This is a genomic window from Mesorhizobium sp. M7A.F.Ca.AU.001.01.1.1, assembly GCF_004022735.1.
Lineage (GTDB): Bacteria > Pseudomonadota > Alphaproteobacteria > Rhizobiales > Rhizobiaceae > Mesorhizobium > Mesorhizobium ciceri.
Map to the genome: position 1 here is coordinate 1 of NZ_RZPF01000017.1, position 20887 is coordinate 20887.

22 protein-coding genes, 1 tRNA gene and 1 pseudogene are annotated in these 20887 nt (G+C 63.6%); 10 read left to right on the forward strand and 14 right to left on the reverse strand.

What is annotated here, in order from left to right:
* The 3 genes and pseudogenes from EN884_RS02295 to ureC form a co-directional block, all read right to left on the reverse strand.
* A pseudogene (locus tag EN884_RS02295) lies at positions 1 to 198 on the reverse strand (urease accessory protein UreE); the annotation flags it as partial.
* Between the two features lie 103 nt (positions 199 to 301).
* Positions 302 to 895: a hypothetical protein gene (locus EN884_RS02300; protein WP_027161070.1), complete on the reverse strand. Its 594-nt coding sequence runs from the start codon at positions 893 to 895 to the stop codon at positions 302 to 304.
* 92 nt (positions 896 to 987) lie between these two features.
* Positions 988 to 2703: an urease subunit alpha gene (ureC, locus tag EN884_RS02305; protein ID WP_181172678.1), complete on the reverse strand. Its 1716-nt coding sequence runs from the start codon at positions 2701 to 2703 to the stop codon at positions 988 to 990.
* Positions 2704 to 2882: 179 nt separating this feature from the next.
* Here ureC and EN884_RS02310 point away from each other — a divergent pair, with 179 nt between their 5' ends.
* Entirely contained in the window at positions 2883 to 3266 is a 384-nt protein-coding gene (locus EN884_RS02310; protein WP_063169756.1) for a hypothetical protein, read from the forward strand.
* A gap of 129 nt (positions 3267 to 3395) precedes the next feature.
* Entirely contained in the window at positions 3396 to 3884 is a 489-nt protein-coding gene (locus tag EN884_RS02315; protein ID WP_027161068.1) for a hypothetical protein, read from the forward strand.
* A 20-nt stretch (positions 3885 to 3904) separates the two neighbouring features.
* On the opposite strand, the gene EN884_RS02320 is transcribed toward EN884_RS02315, so the two are convergent.
* The 5 genes from EN884_RS02320 to EN884_RS02340 are packed head-to-tail and all read right to left on the reverse strand — an operon-like array spanning position 3905 to position 6263.
* Positions 3905 to 4210, reverse strand: coding sequence for an urease subunit beta (locus tag EN884_RS02320; protein ID WP_013528398.1), 306 nt, complete (start codon positions 4208 to 4210; stop codon positions 3905 to 3907).
* Positions 4211 to 4218: 8 nt separating this feature from the next.
* Positions 4219 to 4806 carry a HupE/UreJ family protein gene (locus tag EN884_RS02325; protein WP_063169757.1) on the reverse strand — a complete coding sequence of 196 codons (588 nt, stop codon included), beginning with the start codon at positions 4804 to 4806 and terminating at the stop codon, positions 4219 to 4221.
* Between the two features lie 33 nt (positions 4807 to 4839).
* A complete protein-coding gene (locus EN884_RS02330; protein WP_027161066.1) occupies positions 4840 to 5094 on the reverse strand; it encodes a DUF1272 domain-containing protein in 255 nt (84 codons plus the stop codon).
* Between the two features lie 10 nt (positions 5095 to 5104).
* Positions 5105 to 5407 carry an urease subunit gamma gene (locus EN884_RS02335; RefSeq protein ID WP_013528395.1) on the reverse strand — a complete coding sequence of 101 codons (303 nt, stop codon included), beginning with the start codon at positions 5405 to 5407 and terminating at the stop codon, positions 5105 to 5107.
* A 28-nt stretch (positions 5408 to 5435) separates the two neighbouring features.
* Entirely contained in the window at positions 5436 to 6263 is an 828-nt protein-coding gene (locus EN884_RS02340; protein WP_082826622.1) for an urease accessory protein UreD, read from the reverse strand.
* Positions 6264 to 6484: 221 nt separating this feature from the next.
* Here EN884_RS02340 and EN884_RS02345 point away from each other — a divergent pair, with 221 nt between their 5' ends.
* The 3 genes from EN884_RS02345 (at position 6485) to EN884_RS02355 (ending at position 8821) form a co-directional block, all read left to right on the forward strand.
* Positions 6485 to 6739 carry an acyl carrier protein gene (locus EN884_RS02345; protein WP_013528393.1) on the forward strand — a complete coding sequence of 85 codons (255 nt, stop codon included), beginning with the start codon at positions 6485 to 6487 and terminating at the stop codon, positions 6737 to 6739.
* Positions 6740 to 6744: 5 nt separating this feature from the next.
* Positions 6745 to 7953: a beta-ketoacyl-[acyl-carrier-protein] synthase family protein gene (locus tag EN884_RS02350; RefSeq protein ID WP_063169759.1), complete on the forward strand. Its 1209-nt coding sequence runs from the start codon at positions 6745 to 6747 to the stop codon at positions 7951 to 7953.
* A 163-nt stretch (positions 7954 to 8116) separates the two neighbouring features.
* Complete coding sequence (locus EN884_RS02355) at positions 8117 to 8821, forward strand: glutathione S-transferase N-terminal domain-containing protein (RefSeq protein ID WP_063169760.1); 705 nt, start codon at positions 8117 to 8119, stop codon at positions 8819 to 8821.
* A gap of 23 nt (positions 8822 to 8844) precedes the next feature.
* Here the strand turns inward: EN884_RS02355 and EN884_RS02360 are convergent, their stop codons facing one another.
* The 4 genes from EN884_RS02360 to EN884_RS02375 form a co-directional block, all read right to left on the reverse strand.
* Positions 8845 to 9192 carry a hypothetical protein gene (locus tag EN884_RS02360; protein WP_013528390.1) on the reverse strand — a complete coding sequence of 116 codons (348 nt, stop codon included), beginning with the start codon at positions 9190 to 9192 and terminating at the stop codon, positions 8845 to 8847.
* Positions 9193 to 9277: 85 nt separating this feature from the next.
* On the reverse strand, positions 9278 to 9898 hold the full coding sequence (locus EN884_RS02365) for a nucleoside triphosphate hydrolase (protein WP_063169761.1): 621 nt from the start codon (positions 9896 to 9898) through the stop codon (positions 9278 to 9280).
* Between the two features lie 110 nt (positions 9899 to 10008).
* A complete protein-coding gene (locus EN884_RS02370; protein WP_063170433.1) occupies positions 10009 to 11109 on the reverse strand; it encodes a hypothetical protein in 1101 nt (366 codons plus the stop codon).
* 115 nt (positions 11110 to 11224) lie between these two features.
* Positions 11225 to 13039, reverse strand: coding sequence for a hypothetical protein (locus tag EN884_RS02375; protein WP_063169762.1), 1815 nt, complete (start codon positions 13037 to 13039; stop codon positions 11225 to 11227).
* Positions 13040 to 13255: 216 nt separating this feature from the next.
* On the opposite strand from EN884_RS02375, the gene EN884_RS02380 reads away from it, so the two are divergent.
* The 3 genes from EN884_RS02380 to EN884_RS02395 all read left to right on the forward strand — a co-directional run bounded on the left by EN884_RS02380 (position 13256) and on the right by EN884_RS02395 (position 15971).
* Complete coding sequence (locus EN884_RS02380) at positions 13256 to 14143, forward strand: D-alanyl-D-alanine carboxypeptidase family protein (RefSeq protein ID WP_063169763.1); 888 nt, start codon at positions 13256 to 13258, stop codon at positions 14141 to 14143.
* Between the two features lie 692 nt (positions 14144 to 14835).
* On the forward strand, positions 14836 to 15762 hold the full coding sequence (locus EN884_RS02390) for a DUF1003 domain-containing protein (protein WP_063169764.1): 927 nt from the start codon (positions 14836 to 14838) through the stop codon (positions 15760 to 15762).
* 132 nt (positions 15763 to 15894) lie between these two features.
* Positions 15895 to 15971, forward strand: a tRNA-Arg gene (locus EN884_RS02395).
* A gap of 364 nt (positions 15972 to 16335) precedes the next feature.
* On the opposite strand, the gene EN884_RS02405 is transcribed toward EN884_RS02395, so the two are convergent.
* Positions 16336 to 16728 carry an MAPEG family protein gene (locus EN884_RS02405; protein ID WP_013528384.1) on the reverse strand — a complete coding sequence of 131 codons (393 nt, stop codon included), beginning with the start codon at positions 16726 to 16728 and terminating at the stop codon, positions 16336 to 16338.
* A 970-nt stretch (positions 16729 to 17698) separates the two neighbouring features.
* The gene (locus EN884_RS02415; RefSeq protein WP_063169765.1) at positions 17699 to 18817 is read right to left on the reverse strand and encodes a LacI family DNA-binding transcriptional regulator; all 1119 of its coding nucleotides are present in this window, start codon (positions 18815 to 18817) and stop codon (positions 17699 to 17701) included.
* Positions 18818 to 19375: 558 nt separating this feature from the next.
* Between EN884_RS02415 and EN884_RS02425 the strand changes: the two genes are divergently transcribed.
* Entirely contained in the window at positions 19376 to 20338 is a 963-nt protein-coding gene (locus EN884_RS02425) for a sugar-binding protein (RefSeq protein ID WP_013528381.1), read from the forward strand.
* A gap of 172 nt (positions 20339 to 20510) precedes the next feature.
* A partial coding sequence (locus EN884_RS02430; protein WP_164894911.1) for an ATP-binding cassette domain-containing protein occupies positions 20511 to 20887 on the forward strand: 377 nt, incomplete at its 3' end.

Here is a 20887-nt window from a genome sequence, read left to right on the forward strand (position 1 = left end):
GTTCAAGGCGACGGGTTCGGGCAGGTCGACCAGCACCTTGCTGCCGTCGGCAAGTTCGATGGCCCGGCGGCGCAGATGCCGCTCGTCATGGGCGAGAATGGCCCGGCCGGACGGTAGGGTGGTTCCGGCAGCGCCGGCGGACAGCACCGAGACGACGCGCGGGAATTTGGTGAAGTCGGTGTTGAGGTTGAGTTTCATTTCATGGATTTCCCATTTGCTTGTGCCCGCACACGCGCGATCCAATGGCCTTGTACATGTCGAACCCTGCCTTTCCCCAACAAAGCTAGACCATCGCGTTCGTTCAGACGATGGTGTCGAAGAGCCGCAGGATGAACGATATCTGGTAGATAAGCGCCGCCGTGACAAAGGCGATGTGGAAGCGGCGGTCGCGCACCAGGATCGCGATGATGCAGAGCGCGACGAAGACGGGCGTGCGGAACAGATACTCGCTGCCGAAGCGGGCGAAATGCTCCGGCCCCTTCAGCAGCGTGTCGACCACGTCGAGCAGATAGGTCGCCGCCAGCAGGCCGAAGAACCACGCCCGCCGCGAATAGAAGAAATCCTCGTAGCTGGTGTAGTCCAGCATCGAATCGGGAAACAAAAGCGCGCACAGCAGGAACAGCGTGATCGCGTAGAAAATGATGAACAAATATTTGCCGAAGGTCCAGATCTCGACGGCGTAGAGGCCGAACTCCCACCACCAGAAATGCACCAGCATCAGGAGCACCGAGACGACCCAGGCCAGATGCACGGTATAGAGCTTGTACTGGCCGGGATGCTGGACGATGCGCGCCACCCCCGACAGCAGGCGGGCGACACCAAGCCCGATCACCATGCCCATGACGATGCGGATGTGCGGGAAGATGTCGTGGGCGGAAGCGATTTCGGTGGTCATGCTCGATCACAATGCAGCTGTTGGTTGGCCGCATAGTGCTGCCTTCCACCAAGGGCTGCAACGGATAATGCTCGCCCGGTGGAAGCGCCGCTTCAAAACAGAAAATACCGTTGCGCCATCGGCAGCACCGTCGCCGGCTCGCAGGTCAGCAACTCGCCGTCGGCGCGCACCTCGTAGGTTTCCGGATCGACCTCGACATGCGGCGTGGCGTCGTTGAGCACCATCGAATGCTTGCCGATGCCGCCGCGGGTGTTTTCGACGGCGACGAACTGCTTGTCGACACCGAGCCTGCCATGCAGTCCCGACTCGAGCGCTGCCTTGGAAACGAACGTCACCGACGAGTTGGTCCTGGCCTTGCCATAGGCGCCGAACATCGGCCGGTAATGCATCGGCTGCGGCGTCGGGATCGAGGCGTTGGGGTCGCCCATCGGGGCTGCGGCGATCATGCCGCCGATCAGCACCATGTCCGGCTTGACGCCGAAGAAGGCCGGGTTCCACAGCACCAGGTCGGCGCGTTTGCCAACCGCGATCGAGCCGATGTCTTTCGACAGCCCATGCGCGATGGCCGGGTTGATCGTGTATTTGGCGATGTAGCGGCGGACGCGGAAATTGTCGTTGTTGCCGGTCTCCTGCGGCAGCGAGCCGCGCTGGCGTTTCATCTTGTCGGCGGTCTGCCAGGTCCGGATCGCGACTTCGCCGACGCGGCCCATGGCCTGCGAATCCGACGAGATGATCGAGAAGGCGCCGATGTCGTGCAAAATGTCTTCCGCCGCGATGGTCTCCTTGCGGATGCGGCTTTCGGCAAAGGCGATGTCTTCGGGGATCGACGGCGACAGATGATGGCAGACCATCAGCATGTCGAGATGCTCGGCCAGCGTGTTGACCGTGTAGGGCCGCGTCGGATTGGTCGAGGACGGGATGACGTTGGGCAGGCCGCAGACCTTGATGATGTCGGGCGCGTGGCCGCCGCCGGCGCCCTCGGTGTGGAAGGCGTGGATGGTGCGGCCCTTGATGGCGGCGACCGTGTTCTCGACAAAGCCGGATTCGTTCAGTGTGTCGGTGTGGATCATCACCTGCACGTCGTAATCGTCGGCGACCGACAGGCAGCAATCGATGGCCGCCGGCGTCGTGCCCCAGTCCTCGTGCAGCTTCAGCGAGCAGGCGCCGCCCAGCACCATTTCCTCGAGCGCGGCGGGCAGCGAGGCATTGCCCTTGCCCGACAGGCCGATGTTCATCGGAAAGGCGTCGAAGGACTGGATCATGCGGGCCATGTGCCATGGCCCCGGCGTGCAGGTGGTGGCCAGCGTGCCGTGCGCCGGGCCCGTGCCGCCGCCGAGCATGGTGGTGATGCCTGACATCAGCGCTTCCTCGATCTGCTGCGGGCAGATGAAGTGGATATGCGCGTCGAAGCCGCCTGATGTCAGGATCTTGCCTTCGCCGGCGATGATCTCGGTGCCGGGGCCGATGATGATGGTGACGCCATCCTGCGTGTCCGGATTGCCGGCCTTGCCGATGGCCGCGATGCGCCCGTCGCGAAGCCCGACATCGGCCTTGAAGATGCCTGCACTGGCATCGATCACCAGCGCGTTGGTGATCACGGTATCGACGGCGCCTTGCGCCCTGGAAACCTGGCTCTGGCCCATGCCGTCGCGGATCACCTTGCCGCCGCCGAATTTCACCTCTTCGCCATGGATGGTGAGATCCTTCTCGACCTCGATGAACAGTTCGGTGTCGGCAAGCCGTACTCTGTCGCCGACCGTCGGGCCGTACATCTGCGCGTAGGCGGCGCGGGTAATTCTGGCCATCAGCGATTGCTCCCGAAATGCGGTTTGCCGAAATGCGGTTGGATTGAAGCGCGGCTGCACATTGCTGCCATCCTATGGTCACGCAATGACCTGCTGGGCGACACCTTCTGATCCCATTTGGCGGTTGAGGTTAGGGCGTCACCCCAGACCGACCGTTTGCCAATCGATGGAAAGGAAAATCCATGCGCAAAACGATAGTTCTTGCCGCCGCCGCCAGCCTGATGCTGGCGGGCGCCGCCAGTGCCCAGGAGCAACCCGCGCCACAGCCCGCTCCGGCGCCGGCAACGCCTGCTCCAGCCACGCCCCAGGCTCAGCCCGCGGTGCCGACGATCCAGAGCGTCAACATCGTCGACATCACCGAGTTGCCAAAGGACACCCAGACGCAGGTCAACCAGGTGATCGCCCAGCGCGGCGATGACGGCTTGAAGAAACTGCGCAGCTCGATCGACGCCACACCCAAGGTCAAGTCGGCGCTCGAGGCCAAGGGAATGACCTCGGCGCAGGTGGTCGCAGCCAGTATGGAACCCAATGGCGCACTGACCCTGATCACCAAGAAGGCGAGCTGACGCCACGGCATGGCGGGCCGGCATCCGGCCGGCCGGCCGCATCGGGAAAGGAACCTTCGCCGGGCGGGATTCGTTTTGTTCTTTTCGCGCTAACCCGCGCCCCGAAACGATTTCTCTCAGGAGCGAGCGATGGCGATCACTTCTTTCTCGACCAGAATGCAGGCAGTCGCCGCCATGACGTTCCTGGCGGCGGCTGGTGCTGCTGCCGGACTGAAGGCGCAAGGACTGGAAAGCACGGAGACCGTCAATCGCATCGTCGGCTCGCAGGTCAAGCAGGAAGAGGCCAAGGCCAACACTGAGGCCGGCAACGTCAACACGGCGATCGACCGCACGCGTGAAAACATCGGCACGGTGCGCAAGACATCCAAGCTCGACAAGGTCGACATCGTGTTCCTCACCGATGCCGCGCGCAGCGAAGGCGGCCCGCCGCCGGAGATCGAGGCCAAGGTCAAGCAGCATCAGGACGACATTACGGAGCTGCGCAAGGAGATCGAGGCCAACGCGCTGCTGTTCAACGCCATCGAATCGCGGCGCGTGCAGGCGCAGGATGTCCTCGCCGTCGAATTCGACAATCCCGGAAAGATCGTCATCTACGCCGCGGCCAAGCCATCGAACTGAGCTGAGCGCGCCGGAAGATCTCACAGCTTGCCCATCACCTTCTGCTGAAATCCGTAGACCTCGCGCTTGCCGCCGAGCGGCACCAGCGTGACGTCGCGCTCCTGGCCCGGCTCGAAGCGCATGGCCGTGCCCGCGGCAATGTCGAGGCGCATGCCCCTGGCGCGCTCACGGTCGAATTTCAGCCCCTCATTGGTCTCGAAGAAATGGTAGTGGCTGCCGACCTGGATCGGCCGGTCGCCGCTGTTGGCGACTTTCAGGGTGACGGTCTGCAGGCCCTTGTTGAGCTCGATGTCGCCGCCCACCGTGATGATTTCACCGGGGATCATGGTCACCCTCACACGATGCCGAAGGCGAGACCGATGCCGATCGCCGCGCAGGCGGCACCGGCAGCGCGGGCCAGGCCACGAAACCGGATGCCGAGACCGAGACCGGTGGCGATGCCGGTGGCATGCAGCAACAGCGTGGCGGTGGCAAAGCCGGCCATGTATTCAAGCCCGCCGGCATTCTCCGGCACCTCGGTGCCATGCGCGTGGCCGTGGAAAAGTGCGAACAGGCCGATGATGGCGACGCCGGCCGAGACCGGCAGATCGATCGCCAGCGCCACCAGCAGTCCGAGTGTCACGACCGATGCCAGTATGCCCGGTTCGACGAAGGGCAGCGGCATATGCAGCATGCCCAGCGCGCCGCCGACCACCATGACGCCGACAAAGGCAGCCGGCCAGGCAAGAACCGCCTTGCCGCCCTTGAGCGCCGCCCACAGCCCGACCGCGATCATCACCGTCATGTGATCGAGGCCGGAGAGCGGGTGCATGAAGCCGGCCGTGAAGGAGGAGGTGGTGCCCAGGCCGACATGGGCATAGGCCGGCAGGGCGGCGGCCAGCAGCAGGATCGCCGACAGGCAGAGGCGTTTGGCGGATATCATTCTGTTTGCCTTTCGTTTTGCTCGGTCTGGTGTTCACGCCGCCTTGCGGGGGCCGCAGCCTTCGGCCTTGAGTACGCGTTTGCTCGACGCAGGATATTTCTTCAGCATCGCTGCCGGGCGGATCGGCCGCGCCGAAAAACCACCACCGCAATTGGGGCAGATGCCGCCCAACACCTGTTCCACGCATCCGGCGCAAAAGGTGCACTCGAAGGTGCAGATCAGCGCATCCGTCGCCTCGGGCGGCAGGTCCTTGTCGCAGCATTCGCAGTTGGGACGCAGCTCCAGCATCCTGTCCTCCTCAACGGATCGGTTCGTGCACGGTCACCAGCTTGGTGCCGTCGGGAAACGTCGCCTCGACCTGCACGTCATGGATCATCTCGGCGATGCCTTCCATGACTTGCGCGCGGCTGACGACATGAGCGCCGGCTTCCATCAGTTCGGCGACCGGACGGCCGTCGCGGGCGCCTTCGACGACGAAATCGGTGATCAGCGCAATCGCTTCCGGATGGTTGAGCTTGACGCCGCGTTCGAGCCGCTTGCGCGCCACCATCGCCGCCATGGCGATCAGCAGCTTGTCCTTTTCCCTCGGCGTCAGGTTCATGCGTTTCCCTGGATTGGTAGAGGCAGGCCTATAGTGACCATAATTTGGGCAACCCCGCCCTTCCGTTGAGCAATTCGACGAGTGGAACCAGCCGCTGGCGCAGTCGGTAGCCATCCCCGGCGTAGAGCCTCGCAAGAAGCTTGCCAGATTTCTTCACGCACCAGGCGCTGGCGCTGCCCTGGTCGCCGACGATCTCCAGAACCGGATCGAGCAGGGCTTCGGCGCGCGGCGACACCAGAAGCAATGTCGCCACCGCGATCGCGCCGCCGGCAACCGCCGGGCGATCGAGCGTTGCGGCGATATCGGGCCCGATGCGGAAATCCTCGGCATGAACGAGGGCGCCATCCTGACGCACACGCCAGCGGTCATGGAAGTTGCCCTGCGTGGCGCGTTCGCCCATCGCCAGGCGGCCGAAGACGGCGGCTTCCAGCACCAGCGCCTCGGCGCCGACGGCAAGCTCGACGTTGAGCGTACGGGCAAAGGCCGCCCTGTCGAAGACGATGGTTTCCTGCGGCAGCCAGGCGATGCGGCCGTTTTCGCCTACCGACAAATTGACCCGCACTTCGGCATGGTCGGATGCCGCCCGGTAGATCTTCTCGCAGGCCTGCGTGGTGATCGATGCCGAAGCGGCCGCGCCGACATCCACGTCCCAGGCGATACGGTCGCCGCCCGTCATTCCGCCGGCGGTGTTGATCAGCACCGCTTCGAGCGGATCGGCCGAGACGGCCGGCATTCTTATCTTGGCGGCGCCGTCCTGATAGAGGCGCCGCAGGCGCGTGCGGCCCTCGCCAAGCGCGCAGGAAAGCCGCGCCACGCCCGCAACGCGCTGCGTCGAAATCCCGCCATGTTCGCCCATATCCATGCCTGCACGTTAAGCACTCCGGCGGCTTTGTCGATATGGAGTTCGATATAGCTTGTTGCTTGACAACGTTTCGGTTTCTATAGAGGGAACCACCTTGGTACGGTCATGCTGCGCTTGGCGGGGGTATTAAACGACGACGGCGGCTTGATACCAGGAGAAAAAGGGGCGCTGCTCAGTCGGCGTCGGGAAACGCGAGATAGTGGGGAAGGAACCGAATGGCCGACCAGCTGGCAACGGATATCATCGCGAAGATCAAGGCTCATGCCGAGCCGGGCGGCGAAGAAATCACCACCACCACCGAATTGACCTCGCTTGGCATCCATTCGCTCGAGCTGACGGAGATTATCTTCGATCTTGAGGAAGAGTATGGCATCGAGATCGAGATGAACACGGTCGACGCCTGGAGCAATCTGAAGAACGTCGGCGACATGGTCGAAGCTGTGCGCGCGCTGATCGCGAAAAAAGCCTGAACTGAATGCGGCAGCGCGTTGTCATCACCGGCATGGGCGGCATTTGCGGGCTCGGCACCAGCGCGCCCGCGATCTGGAACGAGATGCGCGCCGGCCGCTCGGCCATCGGCCAGATCACAAGTCCCCAACTGCATGATCTGAAGGTCAAGGTCGGCTGCGAAATCAAGACGCTTCCCGATCACGGCATCGACCGCAAGCAGACCGTGTCGATGGACCGCTTCAGCCTGCTGGCGACGATCGCAGCCAGGGAAGCCATGCAGCACGCCGGCCTGGTCTCGACTGAAGCCACCACCTATCGGATGGGCACCGTCGTCGGCGTCGGCGTCTGCGGCTGGGAGGCGATCGAAGAGAGCTATCGCGCCATACTGGTCGAGGGCAAGAACCGCGCTGGCATCTTCACCGTGCCAAAGGTCATGCCAAGCGCGGCCTCTGGCCATGTCAGCATGAATCTGGGCCTGCGCGGCCCGGTCTTCGGCGTCACCTCGGCCTGTTCGTCGTCCAACCACGCCATCGCCTCGGCTGTCGACCAGATCAGACTTGGCCGCGCCGATGTGATGGTCGCCGGCGGCACCGATGCGCCGCTGGTCTGGGGCATCCTGAAGGGCTGGGAAGCACTGCGCGTGCTGGCGCCCGACACCTGCCGGCCATTCTCGGCCGACCGCCAGGGACTGTCACTCGGCGAGGGCGCCGGCATGGCGGTCCTGGAGACGTATGAGCACGCCATGGCGCGCGGCGCCACCATCCTTGCCGAGGTCGCCGGCGCCGGCCTCTCCGCCGACGCCTCCGACATTGTCGCGCCGACCGTCGAAGGGCCGACGGCGGCCATGCGCGCCTGCCTGGCCGATGCCGGCTTCAATCCCGAGGATGTCGACTACCTCAATGCCCATGGCACCGGCACCAAGGCCAACGACCAGATCGAGACGGCAGCGATCAAGCGCGTCTTCGGCGACCATGCCTACAAGCTTTCGGTGTCGTCGACCAAGTCGATGCACGCCCATTGCCTCGGCGCATCGGGTGCGCTGGAGATGATCGCCTGCGTGATGGCGATCCGCGAAGGCATCGTGCCGCCGACGGCCAATTTTCGTGAGGCCGATCCCGATTGCGACCTCGACGTCACGCCGAATGTGCCGCGCGAGCGCAAGGTGCGCGCCGCGATCAGCAACGGCTTCGCGTTCGGCGGCACCAATGCCGTGCTGGCCTTCAAGGCTGCCTGATCTAAGGGGCGGGCGGATCTGCCCCAGGCAGGCCATTCCGTTGACTGTCCGTGCACGATGAAACCCTTCGCCGCCATATTGATCGTGCCGTGCGCCGCGTCTAATCCTTGGCCGACCCGCCAAAACCGCGCCGCTCGGCGCGAATCCTCATCCAGGAGTTTCCATGGCAGACCTGTCCGCCTTTCCGATCGCAACGCGTTGGCCGGCCAAGCATCCGGACCAGCTCCAGCTCTATTCGGCGACAACGCCGAACGGGGTGAAGATATCGATCGCCCTGGAGGAACTCGGCCTTCCTTACGAGCCGCATTGGGTCAACATCGGCCAGAACGAAAGCTGGACACCGGAATTCCTGTCGCTCAATCCCAACGGCAAGATACCGGCGATCATCGATCCCAACGGCCCGGACGGCCAGCCGATCGGCCTGTTCGAATCCGGCGCCATCCTGCTCTACCTTGCTGAAAAGACCGGCCTGCTCATGCCCATTGATGGCGCGCGCCGCTACGAGACCATCCAGTGGGTGTTCTTCCAGATGGCCTCGGTCGGGCCAATGTTCGGCCAGGTCGGCTTCTTCCACAAATTCGCCGGCCGCGAAATCGCCGACAAACGCCCTCTGGAGCGCTATCGCGACGAGTCAAAGCGACTGCTCGGCGTGCTCGACGGCCGGCTGAAGGGGCGCAAGTGGATCATGGGCAATGACTACACCATCGCCGACATCTCGCTGCTCGGTTGGGTGCGCAACCTGATCGGATTCTACGAAGCACGCGAACTCGTCGGCTTTGACGATTTCGCCCATCTGGGAACATGGCTGGAGCGCGGCCTGGCGCGGCCGGCGGTGCAAAAAGGCCTGACCATCCCGGCCAAGGGATAGAAAAACCAGCCTCCGAAGCGCGGCTATTTCGCCTTCGCTTTGGCTTTCGAACCGCCTTTGCCCATGACGGAAGCGGCGAGCGACGCAGCACCTCGGGCGGCGACCATGACCGCGCCGGCAGCGACGTTGGCTGTGGCCTTGGCCGTGCGCATCGCACTGCCGCCCAAGGAGTCGCTGGAACTCGCGGGCTTCTTCGGCTTTGCGGCTTTTGGCGCGGCTTTCGCTGCGGCCGGCACCACTTTCTTCGGCGCTGCCTTGCCGAAAGCCGGCTTGGCGTCCTTCGAACGGCCTGTCATTGCCGGGCCGGCGCCGGTTTTGGATTGGGTCGCCTTGCCCTTGGCGGGCGCAGGCTTTTTTGCCTTGGTTGCCATTGGACCGAATCCCTCTTTTGGCACAATTGTCGTGTCGGGATAACGGCCTGAAAGTCTTAAAGTTCCCCTTGCACAATCCGTCGAATCAAGCGGAAAGGCCGATCACCAGATCGGCGGCACTGCGCCGCGCGAGCACGCGCTCGATGTTGGGCAGGTCGTTGGAAGCGATCCAGGCGCGCGCATCTTCATCGGAGCGGCCATGCTCGTGCCAGCGCTCCATCAGGCGGCGCTCGAGCTCGTTGCGCGGCACGTCGACGAAGATCGAGAAATCGAACAGCGGCGCCAGCCGCGACCACGGCTCTTCGTCGAGCAGCAGGTAATTGCCTTCGACCAGGATGAACTTGGTTTCTGTGGCGACGATCGAGGCTGCGGCGCGCGACAGTTCCATGTTGCGGTCGAAGACCGGAATGGCGATGTCGGGTTCACCGGCACGGATACGCTTCAGCAAGGCCTCAAAACCGGCAAAGTCGAAGGTTTCCGGCGCGCCCTTGCGCGCGCGCAGACCGCGCCGCTCGAGCACGGCGTCGTCATAGTGGAAGCCGTCCATCGGTACGACCTCCGCTGCCCCTTCGGGCAGCAGTTCATGCAGCCTTGCCGACAGCGTCGACTTGCCGGCGCCCGGTGGACCGGCAATGGCGACGATGAAGCGGTTTGCCTTGCCGGCGCGTTTGAAGATGGTGGCGGCGAGATGGGCGATTTCGGACATGAGAGCCTCTCTGGCAGAGCTTCAGATCCACCATGTTCCGCATGATGATTTCGGCCACATCTTGGCGACAGTTCACGGAAATTTCAAACCCTGCGGCCGCGCAATCACACCTACGAGGCCAGCGGCTGGCCGATGCGCAGGAAATCGCTGTCGAAGGGAACCTCCCGCGTCGAACCGCCGGCATGCAGCCGCATGCGGCCATCCGCCGTCGTGACGTCCCGCGGCGGCTCGCCGCCCGACAGCGGCAGGACGCCGATGACGTGGCGAAAAGACACGCTTTGGCCTTCGCCCAGCGCAAAAGCGGTCGCCACCCCTTCGCGCTTCAGCCAGTTGTCGCCGATCGAGGCGGCATGGCCGACGGCAGCGCGGCCATCCTCGATGCCGAGCACGCCAAGGTGGCGGCCGCTCCATGGGGCGTAGTCGCGCCCGCCATTGCTGAACCACAGCATGGTGATTGGCAGTTCGGCCGGGTTCTTCAGCACCAGCACCAGATCGTCCTCGGCCTGTCGTGCAAGCGCGGTCCATCCCGGCCCGCCATGGTCGGCTTCGACCAGCGTGATGAAATCCTCGCGGCGGTCATCCATGCGGTATTCCGTCAGGTCGAGCGTGCCGCCGCCGGCGGCGGGAAAATGGCCGAGATCGGCGGAGCGCGCCGGATAGGCGAGCATGAAGCGGCCGCGTGCGGGATCGGGCTCCAGCGGATCGTCCAGCGTCGCGGCAAAACGCTTCGGCGAAAAGGCCAGCCTGCCGCCGCCGGTCATGGCCGTCATCGGGTGATGGGCGACCGAGATCGCACCATTGCCGCCGGAAAATACATGCTCCTGGTAGAGGAAGGGATGGCCGTCGCGCAGCGTCAGGATCTTGTCGACCGAAGCGCCCATCACCTCGTGCCGCAGGCGATAGACGGCGCGCCAGCCATCGTCGGTCGCGACACTTTCGACGACATCCCAGGCGCTGTTGGCCGTCCAGCCATGCAGCGGCGCTTCCTCGACATCGCTGCGCGAAAACGGCGCGCAGAGGAAATCGCCGGACAGCCGAACCGTGCCTTCCGGCAGGTCTTTCGGCAGCGTCTCGTTCGCATCGACCCAGGGCGCGCGATGCAGCGGCTTCAGCTGCCGCCCGCCAGCCTCGACGACCATGTCGGCGATGTGGCCGACCGTGAGGTCGAGCGAAACCGAAATGCCTCTGGCCTTGATGGTGTGGATGGTCATTGCGCTGTCACCGATTCTGAAGGCGCAAACTGAACCGTTCGGCGGCGGTTGCGCAAGCGCCGCGACAGGCATTTTGCATCGCGCACCTTCACCTTCCCCACAAGGGGAGGGTGAGCTACTGTCGCTTGTATTCCCGCACCGGCGACTTGGTGTCGTCGGTGTAGGTAACCTGCACCGACATCGATTTCACGCTGTCGGCGACCTTGAAATAGGGCTGGTAATCGTAGGGGATGGCGTAGGGGTCCTTCTTGTCGCAAGGCGGCATCTTGATCTCCTTGTCGAGGGCCGCGCCGTTCAGGCTGTAATGCACCTGTTTGATGGCGCAGCGGTAGGACAGCATCTGGGTGAAATAGACCAGGCCGTGGTTGCCGCTGGCATCGAAGGCGATCCACGAGGTCCAGAACTGGTCGAGGATCTGCTTGTTGCCTTGCTGAAGCGCTGTCTCGGGGTCGAAGCGGATGTCGAACGGGCCGGTCTCGCGGCCCCTGATGTCGAGATATTTGATCGCAATGATCCCCGCCACGGTGCTGTCGGGTATCTCGAAGCTCGGATTGGCCATCGGCTTGCCGGTGGTCTGGTCGTTCATGGCCAGGAAACCGGTGTCGGTGAAAGGACCGCTGTCGCCCATGCGCCAGGAGATGGCGGTCGCCGGCTCGGGCAGCGAGATGGTCATCGACCAGCCCTGGTTGGAGCGCATCGGCGTCAGCGAAGGCACGAAGCGGGCGGGGTCGAGCACGTCGCCAAGCGCCGCCAGCCGGCTGCGGCTGCGGTCCAGCCAGTCGGCCAACTGCGTCTGGTCGACGAAATATTTGAGCAACCCGCCATCCTTTTCGTAGGACGTGAACTTGGTCAGCGCCTTGGCCTCGTTGCGCTTGTCGGCCAGCGTCTGGGCGCCGAGGCGGTCTTCGGAAAACTCCTGCGCCAACAGGAAATAGGCCGGCGCGAAATCTGGATTGGCTGATATGAAGACGTTGAGCTTGTCGAGGCGCTGGGCGTCGTCGAACTGCTGGATATGCACCAGCTTGATCGACAGCGCCTTGCCCTTGTCGGCAAGCGCGCCGAACACCTCGCGCGCGCCGGCCTTGCCGTCCTGCACCCGAAGCAGCGCGGCAAAGCGCGTGTAGGGATCGATGGCGTCGACGTCGAAGCCGGCAAAGGCGAGGTAGGAGCGCCGCGCATTCAGCATGTCGCCGGACAACTCGTAGACGCGGGCATTGTGGTAGAACTCGTCCGGCCGCTTCGGCTCGGCGATCGCCCCGCCCTGCGCGGCAAGGGCGGCAAAGCCCTTGGCGATGATGTCGATCGAGGCGGCGATCTGCTGCGTCGTCGCCTGCAGCTTCTCGGTCTGGGCCTGCTGCTGCGCCTGGCCGGCGACCAGCGTCTCGGTCTCCTTCTTCACCTCGTCGGTGGTCTTCTGCACTTCCGCCGTCTGCTCAGTCTGCTGCTGCTGGACGGACGCGATCTCGTCGGTCTTTTTCGCCGCCGTGTCGGTCGACTGCTTGACCGCGTCGACCGTCTTTTGCGTCTGCGTGACGGTCTGCTCGATCTTCGCAACTTTCTCGGTAACGATGCCCATCGACTGCTGCAGCCCGGCAATGGCCGGCACCAGGCTGGCGATCACCCCATGCTGGGCGTTGGTCTGCTGCTGCAGGCCGTAGACGCCGCCGGCGACGGCCGCCGCACTGGTGGCGAAGATCAAGGCCGGCAGCGCCTTGGCCGCCAGCACCAGCCGGAGCACGATGGCAATGGCGATGATGATTGCGGCCACCGCGGCGACCAGCGCGATATAGGCGGCGAACGGCGCCAGCGGATTGAGGATGTCGGATACGGCACCCCCGACAAAGGCGACGCTGCCAGCCCATTTGCCGGTGCGGCTGAGTGATGCCCTGATAAGCGAGGGCGCAGCGCCCCCGGCCCCGATGTTCGTCATGCCAAGCCCCCAAGCCCTCGATACCACGCCCCTTCCCACGGGAAACGCGGCCTTGGCAAGCAAAGACACGGGAAAACCGGCGTTTTCGGGGCGGATGCCAAGCTTGCGAGGCTCGACAATCCTGGGGCTAACCGGCATTAACCAAATGGACGCAACAGCCGCGTTACGTTAGCGTCGTCTCATCTCAGCAACAGCCGACCCAGAACAGTCCAGCCCTTGTCCTACCTGCGTCCCTTTCCGCTCATCCAGAGAGTTTTTGCGGCACTAGCCCTGCTGGTGCTGCTGGCCGGCTGCGCCACGACGCCGCCCGACAGCGTGCTGGCCGTGCCCGCGCCGGCGCAGAAATATGCGGCCATCGTGGTTGACGCCAGGACCGGCAAGCAGCTGTTCGAGGTCAGCTCGACGGCGCAGCGCTACCCCGCCTCGCTGACCAAGATGATGACGCTGTATCTTTTGTTCGAGGCGCTGGAGTCCGGCCGCGTCAGCAAGCAGACGCAGATCCCGGTGTCGGACCATGCCGCCTCGCAGCCGCCGACCAAGATGCGCTTCCGGCGCGGCGAGAGCATCGACGTCGATTCCGCGATCCGCGCCATCGTCGTCAAATCGGCCAATGACGTGGCGGTGGCGGTCGGCGAATATCTCGGCGGCTCGGAGGATCAGTTCGCCGCCATGATGACATCCAAGGCGCGCCAGCTCGGCATGACCAGCACGACCTTCCGCAACGCGTCGGGCCTGCCCGACGATGGCCAGATGACGACGGCGCGCGACATGGCGGTGCTCGGCATGGCGCTGCATCAGCGCTTTCCCCAGCAGTTCCACTATTTCTCCGAAAGCGACTTCATGTTCCGCGGCCGGCTGGTGCGCGGCCACAACGACATGCTCGGCCGCGTGCGCGGCGTCGACGGCATCAAGACCGGCTACATCAGGGCGTCCGGCTTCAACATCGTCACCTCCTACAATGCCGACGGCCGCAATTTGATCGTCGTGGTGATGGGCGCCGACTCAGCCCGCCAGCGCAACGACCATGTCGAAGCGCTGATCCAGCGCAGCCTGTCGCCGACCACGGACGGCGCCAAGACCAGGCTGATGTTCGCGGAACAGTGAGGAGTGGTCCGCGTAGCGGACAAAAAGCCAATTGCTTGGCTTTTTGAACGACGAACGCCCTGAGCCTGCGAAGGGCGAGCTGCCGGTAGCAAGCATCGCGCTTGGCTGCGCGGGGATGGATATCGATAGGAATTTTTTCTTGACCCTGAGGGCAGCTATGCTACTATTTTCGGTATGGTGCTGAGTCGCGCCAATTGATCGACTGGAAACGTGACCCGCCCGCAAGGCGGGTTTTTTGTTGCCCGCCGCCCTGCAGAACCTTGTGCACGTTGGCGGGACAGCGCCCTCCTCTGTCCTGCCGGATGTTCGTCGCTCGGAAAGCCAAGCAATTGGCTTTCCGCCCGCTGCGCGGACCGCTCCTCAACCCCCGCAAGGGGGGAGATTGGCAGCTTCGGCGCTCCGCTCACTCCTGTGACGGTGGAAATTGGCGAAAGCCGGGACAACAGCCAATCTCCCCCCTTGAGGGGGAGATGTCCGGCAGGACAGAGGGGGGTGATTGGCGCAAACATCGGGCAAGTTCTTCCCGCTCCGGCCAATTTCGAACGTCTCCACCCTCCCTGAGGGGCGAGCCGCCGTCAGCCACATCGCCTCTCCGATCAAAAACACTTGTCCGGCCTGCGAAATCCGTGCCCGGCGCTGGCTATGCGCCGCCACCTCTGTCTATCGTCGCCCAGCACCCTCAGGAGCCCACCATGAGCACCGTCCCCAAAACGTCCGAACAGGCGGCAGACAATCAGAACGATGACGGCGGCGAGTATTTCGAGGCGCCGATCGTCGGTGAGCTGGAGGCCGATCCGGTATCGGACGAACACTTCGACACGCCCGAAGTGCCGGACTCCGAACCGGCAGGCCCCGGCGCCCACCGTGGCAAGCCGAAGAAAAAGCCGTCGGCGATATCGGGCCGCAAATTCCGCAAGCGCGATCTGGTGCGCATCGACACGCTGCGCCCGAGCCTCGCCGACCGCATCCGCTCGGACCATCCCGACCTGCCGGCCGGCGCCCGCATCAGCCGCGCCGAGCTCGGCCGCTACCGCATGCGCTATATGGAGGAGCTGCTGCAGCAGGAGCACGGCGAATTCTCCGAGCTCGACCGTCAGGTGGTCGAATCGATCGCCAGGCAGGACACGATTTCCGAAAACTCGGAAGAAGAATTCGAGGAGCACCGCACCTTCGCCGACCGCGTCTCCGACAACATGGCGGCCTTCGGCGGCAGTTGGTGGTTCCTGATCTCGTTTGGTAGCGTGCTGCTGGTGTGGATCGGCATCAATCTGGTCGCCGGCATGTCGAGCGCCTTCGATCCCTACCCCTTCATCCTGCTCAACCTGCTGCTCTCCTGCATTGCCGCCATCCAGGCGCCGATCATCATGATGAGCCAGCGGCGGCAGGAGTCCAAGGACCGCCTGCGCTCCTTCAACGACTACCGCGTCAACCTCAAGGCCGAGCTCGAAGTGCGCCATCTGCACGAAAAGCTCGACTACCTCATCTCGCGCCAATGGACGCGGCTCGCCGAAATGCAGCAGATGCAGCTGGACGCGATGCACGAACTGGCGGGCGCCAAGAAGCCGAAGCGGGCGGTGCGTGGAAGGCGGACGGTGAAGGCGGGGGCGGGAACCTCGTAGGCCGCAGCCTGGACGCACCCGGCCCAAGTCGCTACGCCAATCGCCAATTGCCCGTTGAAGCCCGCGCCCGCTTCCGCTAAGAAGCCGTGACTTGCCGGTTCACCGGCTGGTTCGTTTTCCGGATTCCGGAAAGCACCCGTAGCTCAGCTGGATAGAGCGCTGCCCTCCGAAGGCAGAGGTCACAGGTTCGAATCCTGTCGGGTGCGCCAGTTCCATGTAGGTCCGTTTCGGGGCACTGCGTTTGTCGTTGGCAGCTTTGCGGTCGAGCAGGCTCACGCGGCCCTTCAGCCCTTCAAAGGCATAATTCTTCTCAACCGCCAGCCAGGGCAACCGCCAGCGTTCGGCGGCGAGGGTGTCGCGAGCCCGCGAATGGGCCACCTGCGTCGTGAAGAAGGTACACCCCTCATTGCTCGGCTGCCGGCCGGCCGTCGAACCACATGTAATAGGAGGCGATGAGCATTTGGCGCCCCTCGAACGCGTCCAGCAATATTACCGACCCGACACCGATCGGAGGGAGTGCGCCCTATCTCCGCTTATGAGGTACCGTGCCGTTCTCCCGCGGCTGGGGAGCGCCTAGAGCATCAGATAGATGATCCGGCCCAGAGCGCCAAAAAGCAGCGCGAAGGCTGCAATCGACTGGACGAAGAAGCCGGGATAGCGCTTCAAGGGCGCGGTGCGATACCCTACGAAATATGCAATCCGACCTATCATCCAGAGCAGCCCAAGGCCGGAAGCCCACGCGGCATTCCAGTAGATCGCGAACAGCCACATCGACGGCATAAAGATAGGAAACCATTCCACCGCGTTGGCATGTGCCCGGATGGTTCGTTCAAGGAGCGGGTCGCCGGTCATTGCGGGCGCCAGTATGCCAGTCTTCTTGTGGGTTCTCGCGACCGTCACCGCCATTCCGAATATCATCAAGCTACAAAACAGCGTCACGAGAGCTACCGGGTAAAGCCGTTCCATGTTTGCCTCCTCTCATGGTCGGGACAGTAGGCAAGCAAAGGTTATCGGCAAGGGCAAGGCGCAGGCAGATCTTTCCTGACAACCAGCGCCAATAAGAGCGGGGTTGTCAGTTATATAATTGCCCTTTTTGTTAATCACCCGAAAACGATGGGCAAGTTATGCCATCAGCGTCCCTTCCGTGGAGGCGGTGATGGCCATCGGCATACCGCCGTGCGCGATTGACACGCTGCCCGGCGGAAGGCAAAGAGTGACACATTATTGGCAAAGGGGAATGTCGATGAAGAAAATCTATCAGAAGCCCGTTTTCACGAAGCGTGAGCGACTGTCGTCAGTGACGGCTTCGCCCAGCTCATCCGGGATTATCGATTAACCAAGAGAGTTACAGTTTTGGAAAGCCCGCTGCCGAAAGGTGGCGGGCTTTTTGCTTTCTCCAGGAAACGACAGCCGATTCCGCAAGTCGGCACCGTCAACCTCAATTTCAAGTTCGGCAGACGCAACTGCCTGTGGGACCGCGTGCAGGGCAAGGTTAGCGGACCAGTGCCGAAGGCCTGAAGAAAGACAAAGCGGAATGGTTCAAGCCCGCCTTGTCGGACGGGTGCGAAGAAATGCATCGCCATGCGAAGCTGCTGGACTGCCCGGAGGAGAAGTAATGCCCGTGGTAAAAGGGCTCCCTGAAGCGCGAGAACAGGCTCTGCACTCGCGATCTAGACCATCAGGCTTAATTGCTGGATTCCTGTTGTGCCGGTAGCGTAATCGGGCTGGGGTGTCCAGCACTGGCCGGCACGGCGTGTCCAACCCCAAATTCGCAACCGTGCCGGTCTGTTGCACCAATGGGAATGAATGTCTCAGACTTCGACCTTGACCCCCTTCCGCGCAAGAATCGTCTGCATTGCAGCCATCAGCTCTTCGTCCCACTGGTCAGGTTTCCCTAACGGTCGAAGGTAAGCCAGCGCGGGCCCGCCGAGTCGCGTTACCCTACCACCCCCCGTACACTCTCCCGCTCCACCAGCGGACACTCCAGCTTCGTGATCGGATACCGCCCCCGTCCAGGCGCCGCCGGCGCTTCCAGCTGTTCGATCGCCCATTGGCCCATCGCCATGTGCGGCAGGATCGAGGTCGTCAGCGGCGGGAACAGATGCCTGGCGATTTCCTCGTCGTCGTAGCCGACCACGGAGATGTCCTGCGGAATGTGCAGGCCGGCTTCCTTCAGCGCTTCGTAGCAGCCGATCGCGGTGCGGTCGTTCTGGCAGAAGATGGCGGTGGGCTTATCCCTGAGCGCCAGCAGCTTGACGGTGGCGGCATAGCCGGCGCTGGCCGACCAGTCGCCCTCGACCACCAGCTCGGGATCGAACGGGATGTCGGCCGTGGCGAGCGCGCGGCGGTAGCCCTTCAGCCGGTCCTGTGCCGCCTGCATCCACGGCTCGCCGGTGATGGTGGCGATGCGGCGGTGGCCGTGGCTGATCAAATGGCGGGTCGAGCTCTGGCCGCCGGCGATCTCGCTCGGCACCACGGACGGGAAGGCGTAGTCCGCCGTGTAGCAGTTGAGCAGGATCACCGGGATGTCGAGGCCGTAGAGATAGTCGGGCGCTGTGATCTCGCGGGTGAAGATGGTCATGTAGATCAGCGCCGAAATGCCCCGCTTGGTCAGCGCTGAAATAGCGCGCGGCTCCATGACGGAATCGCCCAGCGTCTGCGCCACCAGAAGCACGTTGCCGGCATTCCACGAGGCCTGGCGCGCGCCCTCGATGGCGACCACGGCTTCGGGGCTGGTGGCGAGCTGGTCGACGGCAAAGCCGATCACCCCGTCCAGCCCTTCGAAGGCGGGCCCCTCGAAGGCAGGCAATGCCGGGTGAAGCGCCTCGAAAGCGGGCGCGGTGTAGCCAAGCGTCCGTGCGGCCTCGATCACCCGTTCGCGGGTCTGCTGCGACAGCTTGATCCCTGGCGAATTGTTGAGCACGAAGGACACGGTCGCCTGCGAGCAGCCGGCGGCCCTGGCGATATCGATCATGGTGACGCGGCCCTTGGCGCCCTTGGCCGGCGCCTTGCGCCGCCTCGCTGTGTCGCTGGCCCGATCCGTCGTCTCGCTCATGGCAAATCCCAGTCTGGCTGGCCGGTCAGGCCGGCAAGGTGGCGTGACGCCGTCGATTTATCGGAATAACGTCAAGCTCGTTTATAACTATTAGTATGCCGGAGGTCCATCCGCCACGCATCTCCATACAAGCGAAAGCTCAATTAACAAAAGGCCTGGGCGGCTGCCCAGCGGTGAGGGCGGCACGCCGGCGGGCACACCGCGAAACCGCTGGCATTGGCTCGGAACTAATACTGTTTACTAATACAAAAATGCGCTGTACCGTCAATCGTCGCATCCGGCCGGTCACGTCCGGGGCGACGGGAGAGTACGAAAAATGGCCCGGTGGCGAGCGGATCCTATCTCCGCAAGCCTTGTCTCGGATATGTGATATGTCAGACAAATCGGACTATTTACGAATGAAGGATGAGTCTCTAAGGTCGCTGTCGTGGCTGGAACGACGCCATTCTTTCGGTGCCGGGAACCCCTTTGAGGAGGAGGGCGTCCACGCTGCAAACGGCAAATCAGGTCAGTGCAAGATCGGCCGGTCCAACGACTGAGCCAAACGGGAGGTTGAACATGAAATCCTTGATACGCAATGCATCCGTAGCCGCGACCGCGCTGCTGCTTGGCCTGTCGGCCACGGCAATCGCGCGCGCCGACGACAAGCCGACGCTGGCCTTCGTGGTCAACGGCGCTTCCGATTTCTGGAAGGCCGCCGAAGCCGGCGTCAAGAAGGCGCAGGGCGAACTGCCCGACTATACGCTCGAGCTCAAATATCCCGAGCAGTCCTCGGTCGCCATCCAGCAGCGGCTGATGGACGATCTGGTGACCGCCGGCGTCAAGGGCATCATGGTCTCGGCCGTCGATCCCAAGACCTCGACCGATGGCCTCAACAAGATCGCTTCGGAAACGGCGCTGTTCACCACCGACTCGGACGCCCCGCAGACCAAGCGCGTCGCCTATATCGGCTCGTCCAACGTCGATGCCGGCAAGCAGGCGGCCGAAATCGCCAAGAAGGCGATGCCCAATGGCGGCAAATGCCTCGGCTTCGTCGGCCTGCTCGGCGCAGACAATGCCAAGGAGCGCATCCAAGGCATGAAGGACGGCCTGGCCGGCACCAAGATCGAGTTGATCGACGTGCGCGGCGACGACATCGACCAGGCGCGCGCCAAGAAGAATGTCGAGGACGCGCTGGTCGCCAGCCCCGACGTCACCTGCATGGTCGGCTTCTACTCCTACAACACGCCGCGCATCTATGAAGCGCTGCGCGACGCCGGCAAGCTCGGCTCGATCACCGTCGTCGGCTTCGATGACGATCCGATCACGCTCGGCGGCGTCAAGGAAGGCACCATTGCCGCCACCGTCGTGCAGCAGCCCTTCGAATGGGCCTATCAGGGCATGAAGCTGATGGCTGCCTATCTCAAGGGCGACAAGTCGGGCATCCCGGAAGGCAACCTCATCATCATCCCGACCAAGATCATCGGCAAGGATGACGTCGACGCCTACGCCGCCAATCTGAAGGCGATGGCCGGAAACTAAGACTTGAAGCAGTTCAGCCGGCTCAACGTCGCTTGGGCCGGCTGCTCGCATTGACGAACACCGCGAGGATCGTCAGTCTGCCAAAAGCCAAGAGCATGATCCCGAAAAGTGGAAGCCGGTTCTCGGAAAAGATCATGCTCAGAAATTGGCCCGCCAATCGCTGTCAGGCATGATGAATTATTCCGACACATCCATTGCTGCATCCGTGACCGCCCCGTTCCTCAGCCTTGAGAACGTGCGCAAGACCTATCCGGGCGTCGTCGCGCTCGACGGCTTCTCCATGGAGGTCAGGCCGGGCGAGGTCATCGGCCTTGTCGGCGAAAACGGCGCCGGCAAATCGACGTTGATGAAGATCCTCGGCGGCGTCACCAGGCCCGACAGCGGCACGATCACCGTCGACGGCACCGCGCATGACAGGCTCTCCGTCGAAGCCAGCCTGGGATCGGGCATCGCCTTCGTCCACCAGGAACTCAATTTGTTCGAAAATCTGGACGTCGCCGCCAACATCTTCTTCGGCCGCGAACCTTTGCGCGCCGGGCCGCTCAAGCT

Bases quoted from the DNA above. Each gene is read 5' to 3' on its own strand.
- EN884_RS02300 (WP_027161070.1), bottom strand. From the start codon at position 895: ATGACCACCGAAATCGCTTCCGCCCACGACATCTTCCCGCACATCCGC.
- EN884_RS02310 (WP_063169756.1), top strand. From the start codon at position 2,883: ATGCGCAAAACGATAGTTCTTGCCGCCGCCGCCAGCCTGATGCTGGCG.
- EN884_RS02315 (WP_027161068.1), top strand. From the start codon at position 3,396: ATGGCGATCACTTCTTTCTCGACCAGAATGCAGGCAGTCGCCGCCATG.
- EN884_RS02320 (WP_013528398.1), bottom strand. From the start codon at position 4,210: ATGATCCCCGGTGAAATCATCACGGTGGGCGGCGACATCGAGCTCAAC.
- EN884_RS02325 (WP_063169757.1), bottom strand. From the start codon at position 4,806: ATGATATCCGCCAAACGCCTCTGCCTGTCGGCGATCCTGCTGCTGGCC.
- EN884_RS02330 (WP_027161066.1), bottom strand. From the start codon at position 5,094: ATGCTGGAGCTGCGTCCCAACTGCGAATGCTGCGACAAGGACCTGCCG.
- EN884_RS02335 (WP_013528395.1), bottom strand. From the start codon at position 5,407: ATGAACCTGACGCCGAGGGAAAAGGACAAGCTGCTGATCGCCATGGCG.
- EN884_RS02340 (WP_082826622.1), bottom strand. From the start codon at position 6,263: ATGGGCGAACATGGCGGGATTTCGACGCAGCGCGTTGCGGGCGTGGCG.
- EN884_RS02345 (WP_013528393.1), top strand. From the start codon at position 6,485: ATGGCCGACCAGCTGGCAACGGATATCATCGCGAAGATCAAGGCTCAT.
- EN884_RS02350 (WP_063169759.1), top strand. From the start codon at position 6,745: ATGCGGCAGCGCGTTGTCATCACCGGCATGGGCGGCATTTGCGGGCTC.
- EN884_RS02355 (WP_063169760.1), top strand. From the start codon at position 8,117: ATGGCAGACCTGTCCGCCTTTCCGATCGCAACGCGTTGGCCGGCCAAG.
- EN884_RS02360 (WP_013528390.1), bottom strand. From the start codon at position 9,192: ATGGCAACCAAGGCAAAAAAGCCTGCGCCCGCCAAGGGCAAGGCGACC.
- EN884_RS02365 (WP_063169761.1), bottom strand. From the start codon at position 9,898: ATGTCCGAAATCGCCCATCTCGCCGCCACCATCTTCAAACGCGCCGGC.
- EN884_RS02370 (WP_063170433.1), bottom strand. From the start codon at position 11,109: ATGACCATCCACACCATCAAGGCCAGAGGCATTTCGGTTTCGCTCGAC.
- EN884_RS02375 (WP_063169762.1), bottom strand. From the start codon at position 13,039: ATGACGAACATCGGGGCCGGGGGCGCTGCGCCCTCGCTTATCAGGGCA.
- EN884_RS02390 (WP_063169764.1), top strand. From the start codon at position 14,836: ATGAGCACCGTCCCCAAAACGTCCGAACAGGCGGCAGACAATCAGAAC.
- EN884_RS02405 (WP_013528384.1), bottom strand. From the start codon at position 16,728: ATGGAACGGCTTTACCCGGTAGCTCTCGTGACGCTGTTTTGTAGCTTG.
- EN884_RS02415 (WP_063169765.1), bottom strand. From the start codon at position 18,817: ATGAGCGAGACGACGGATCGGGCCAGCGACACAGCGAGGCGGCGCAAG.
- EN884_RS02425 (WP_013528381.1), top strand. From the start codon at position 19,376: ATGAAATCCTTGATACGCAATGCATCCGTAGCCGCGACCGCGCTGCTG.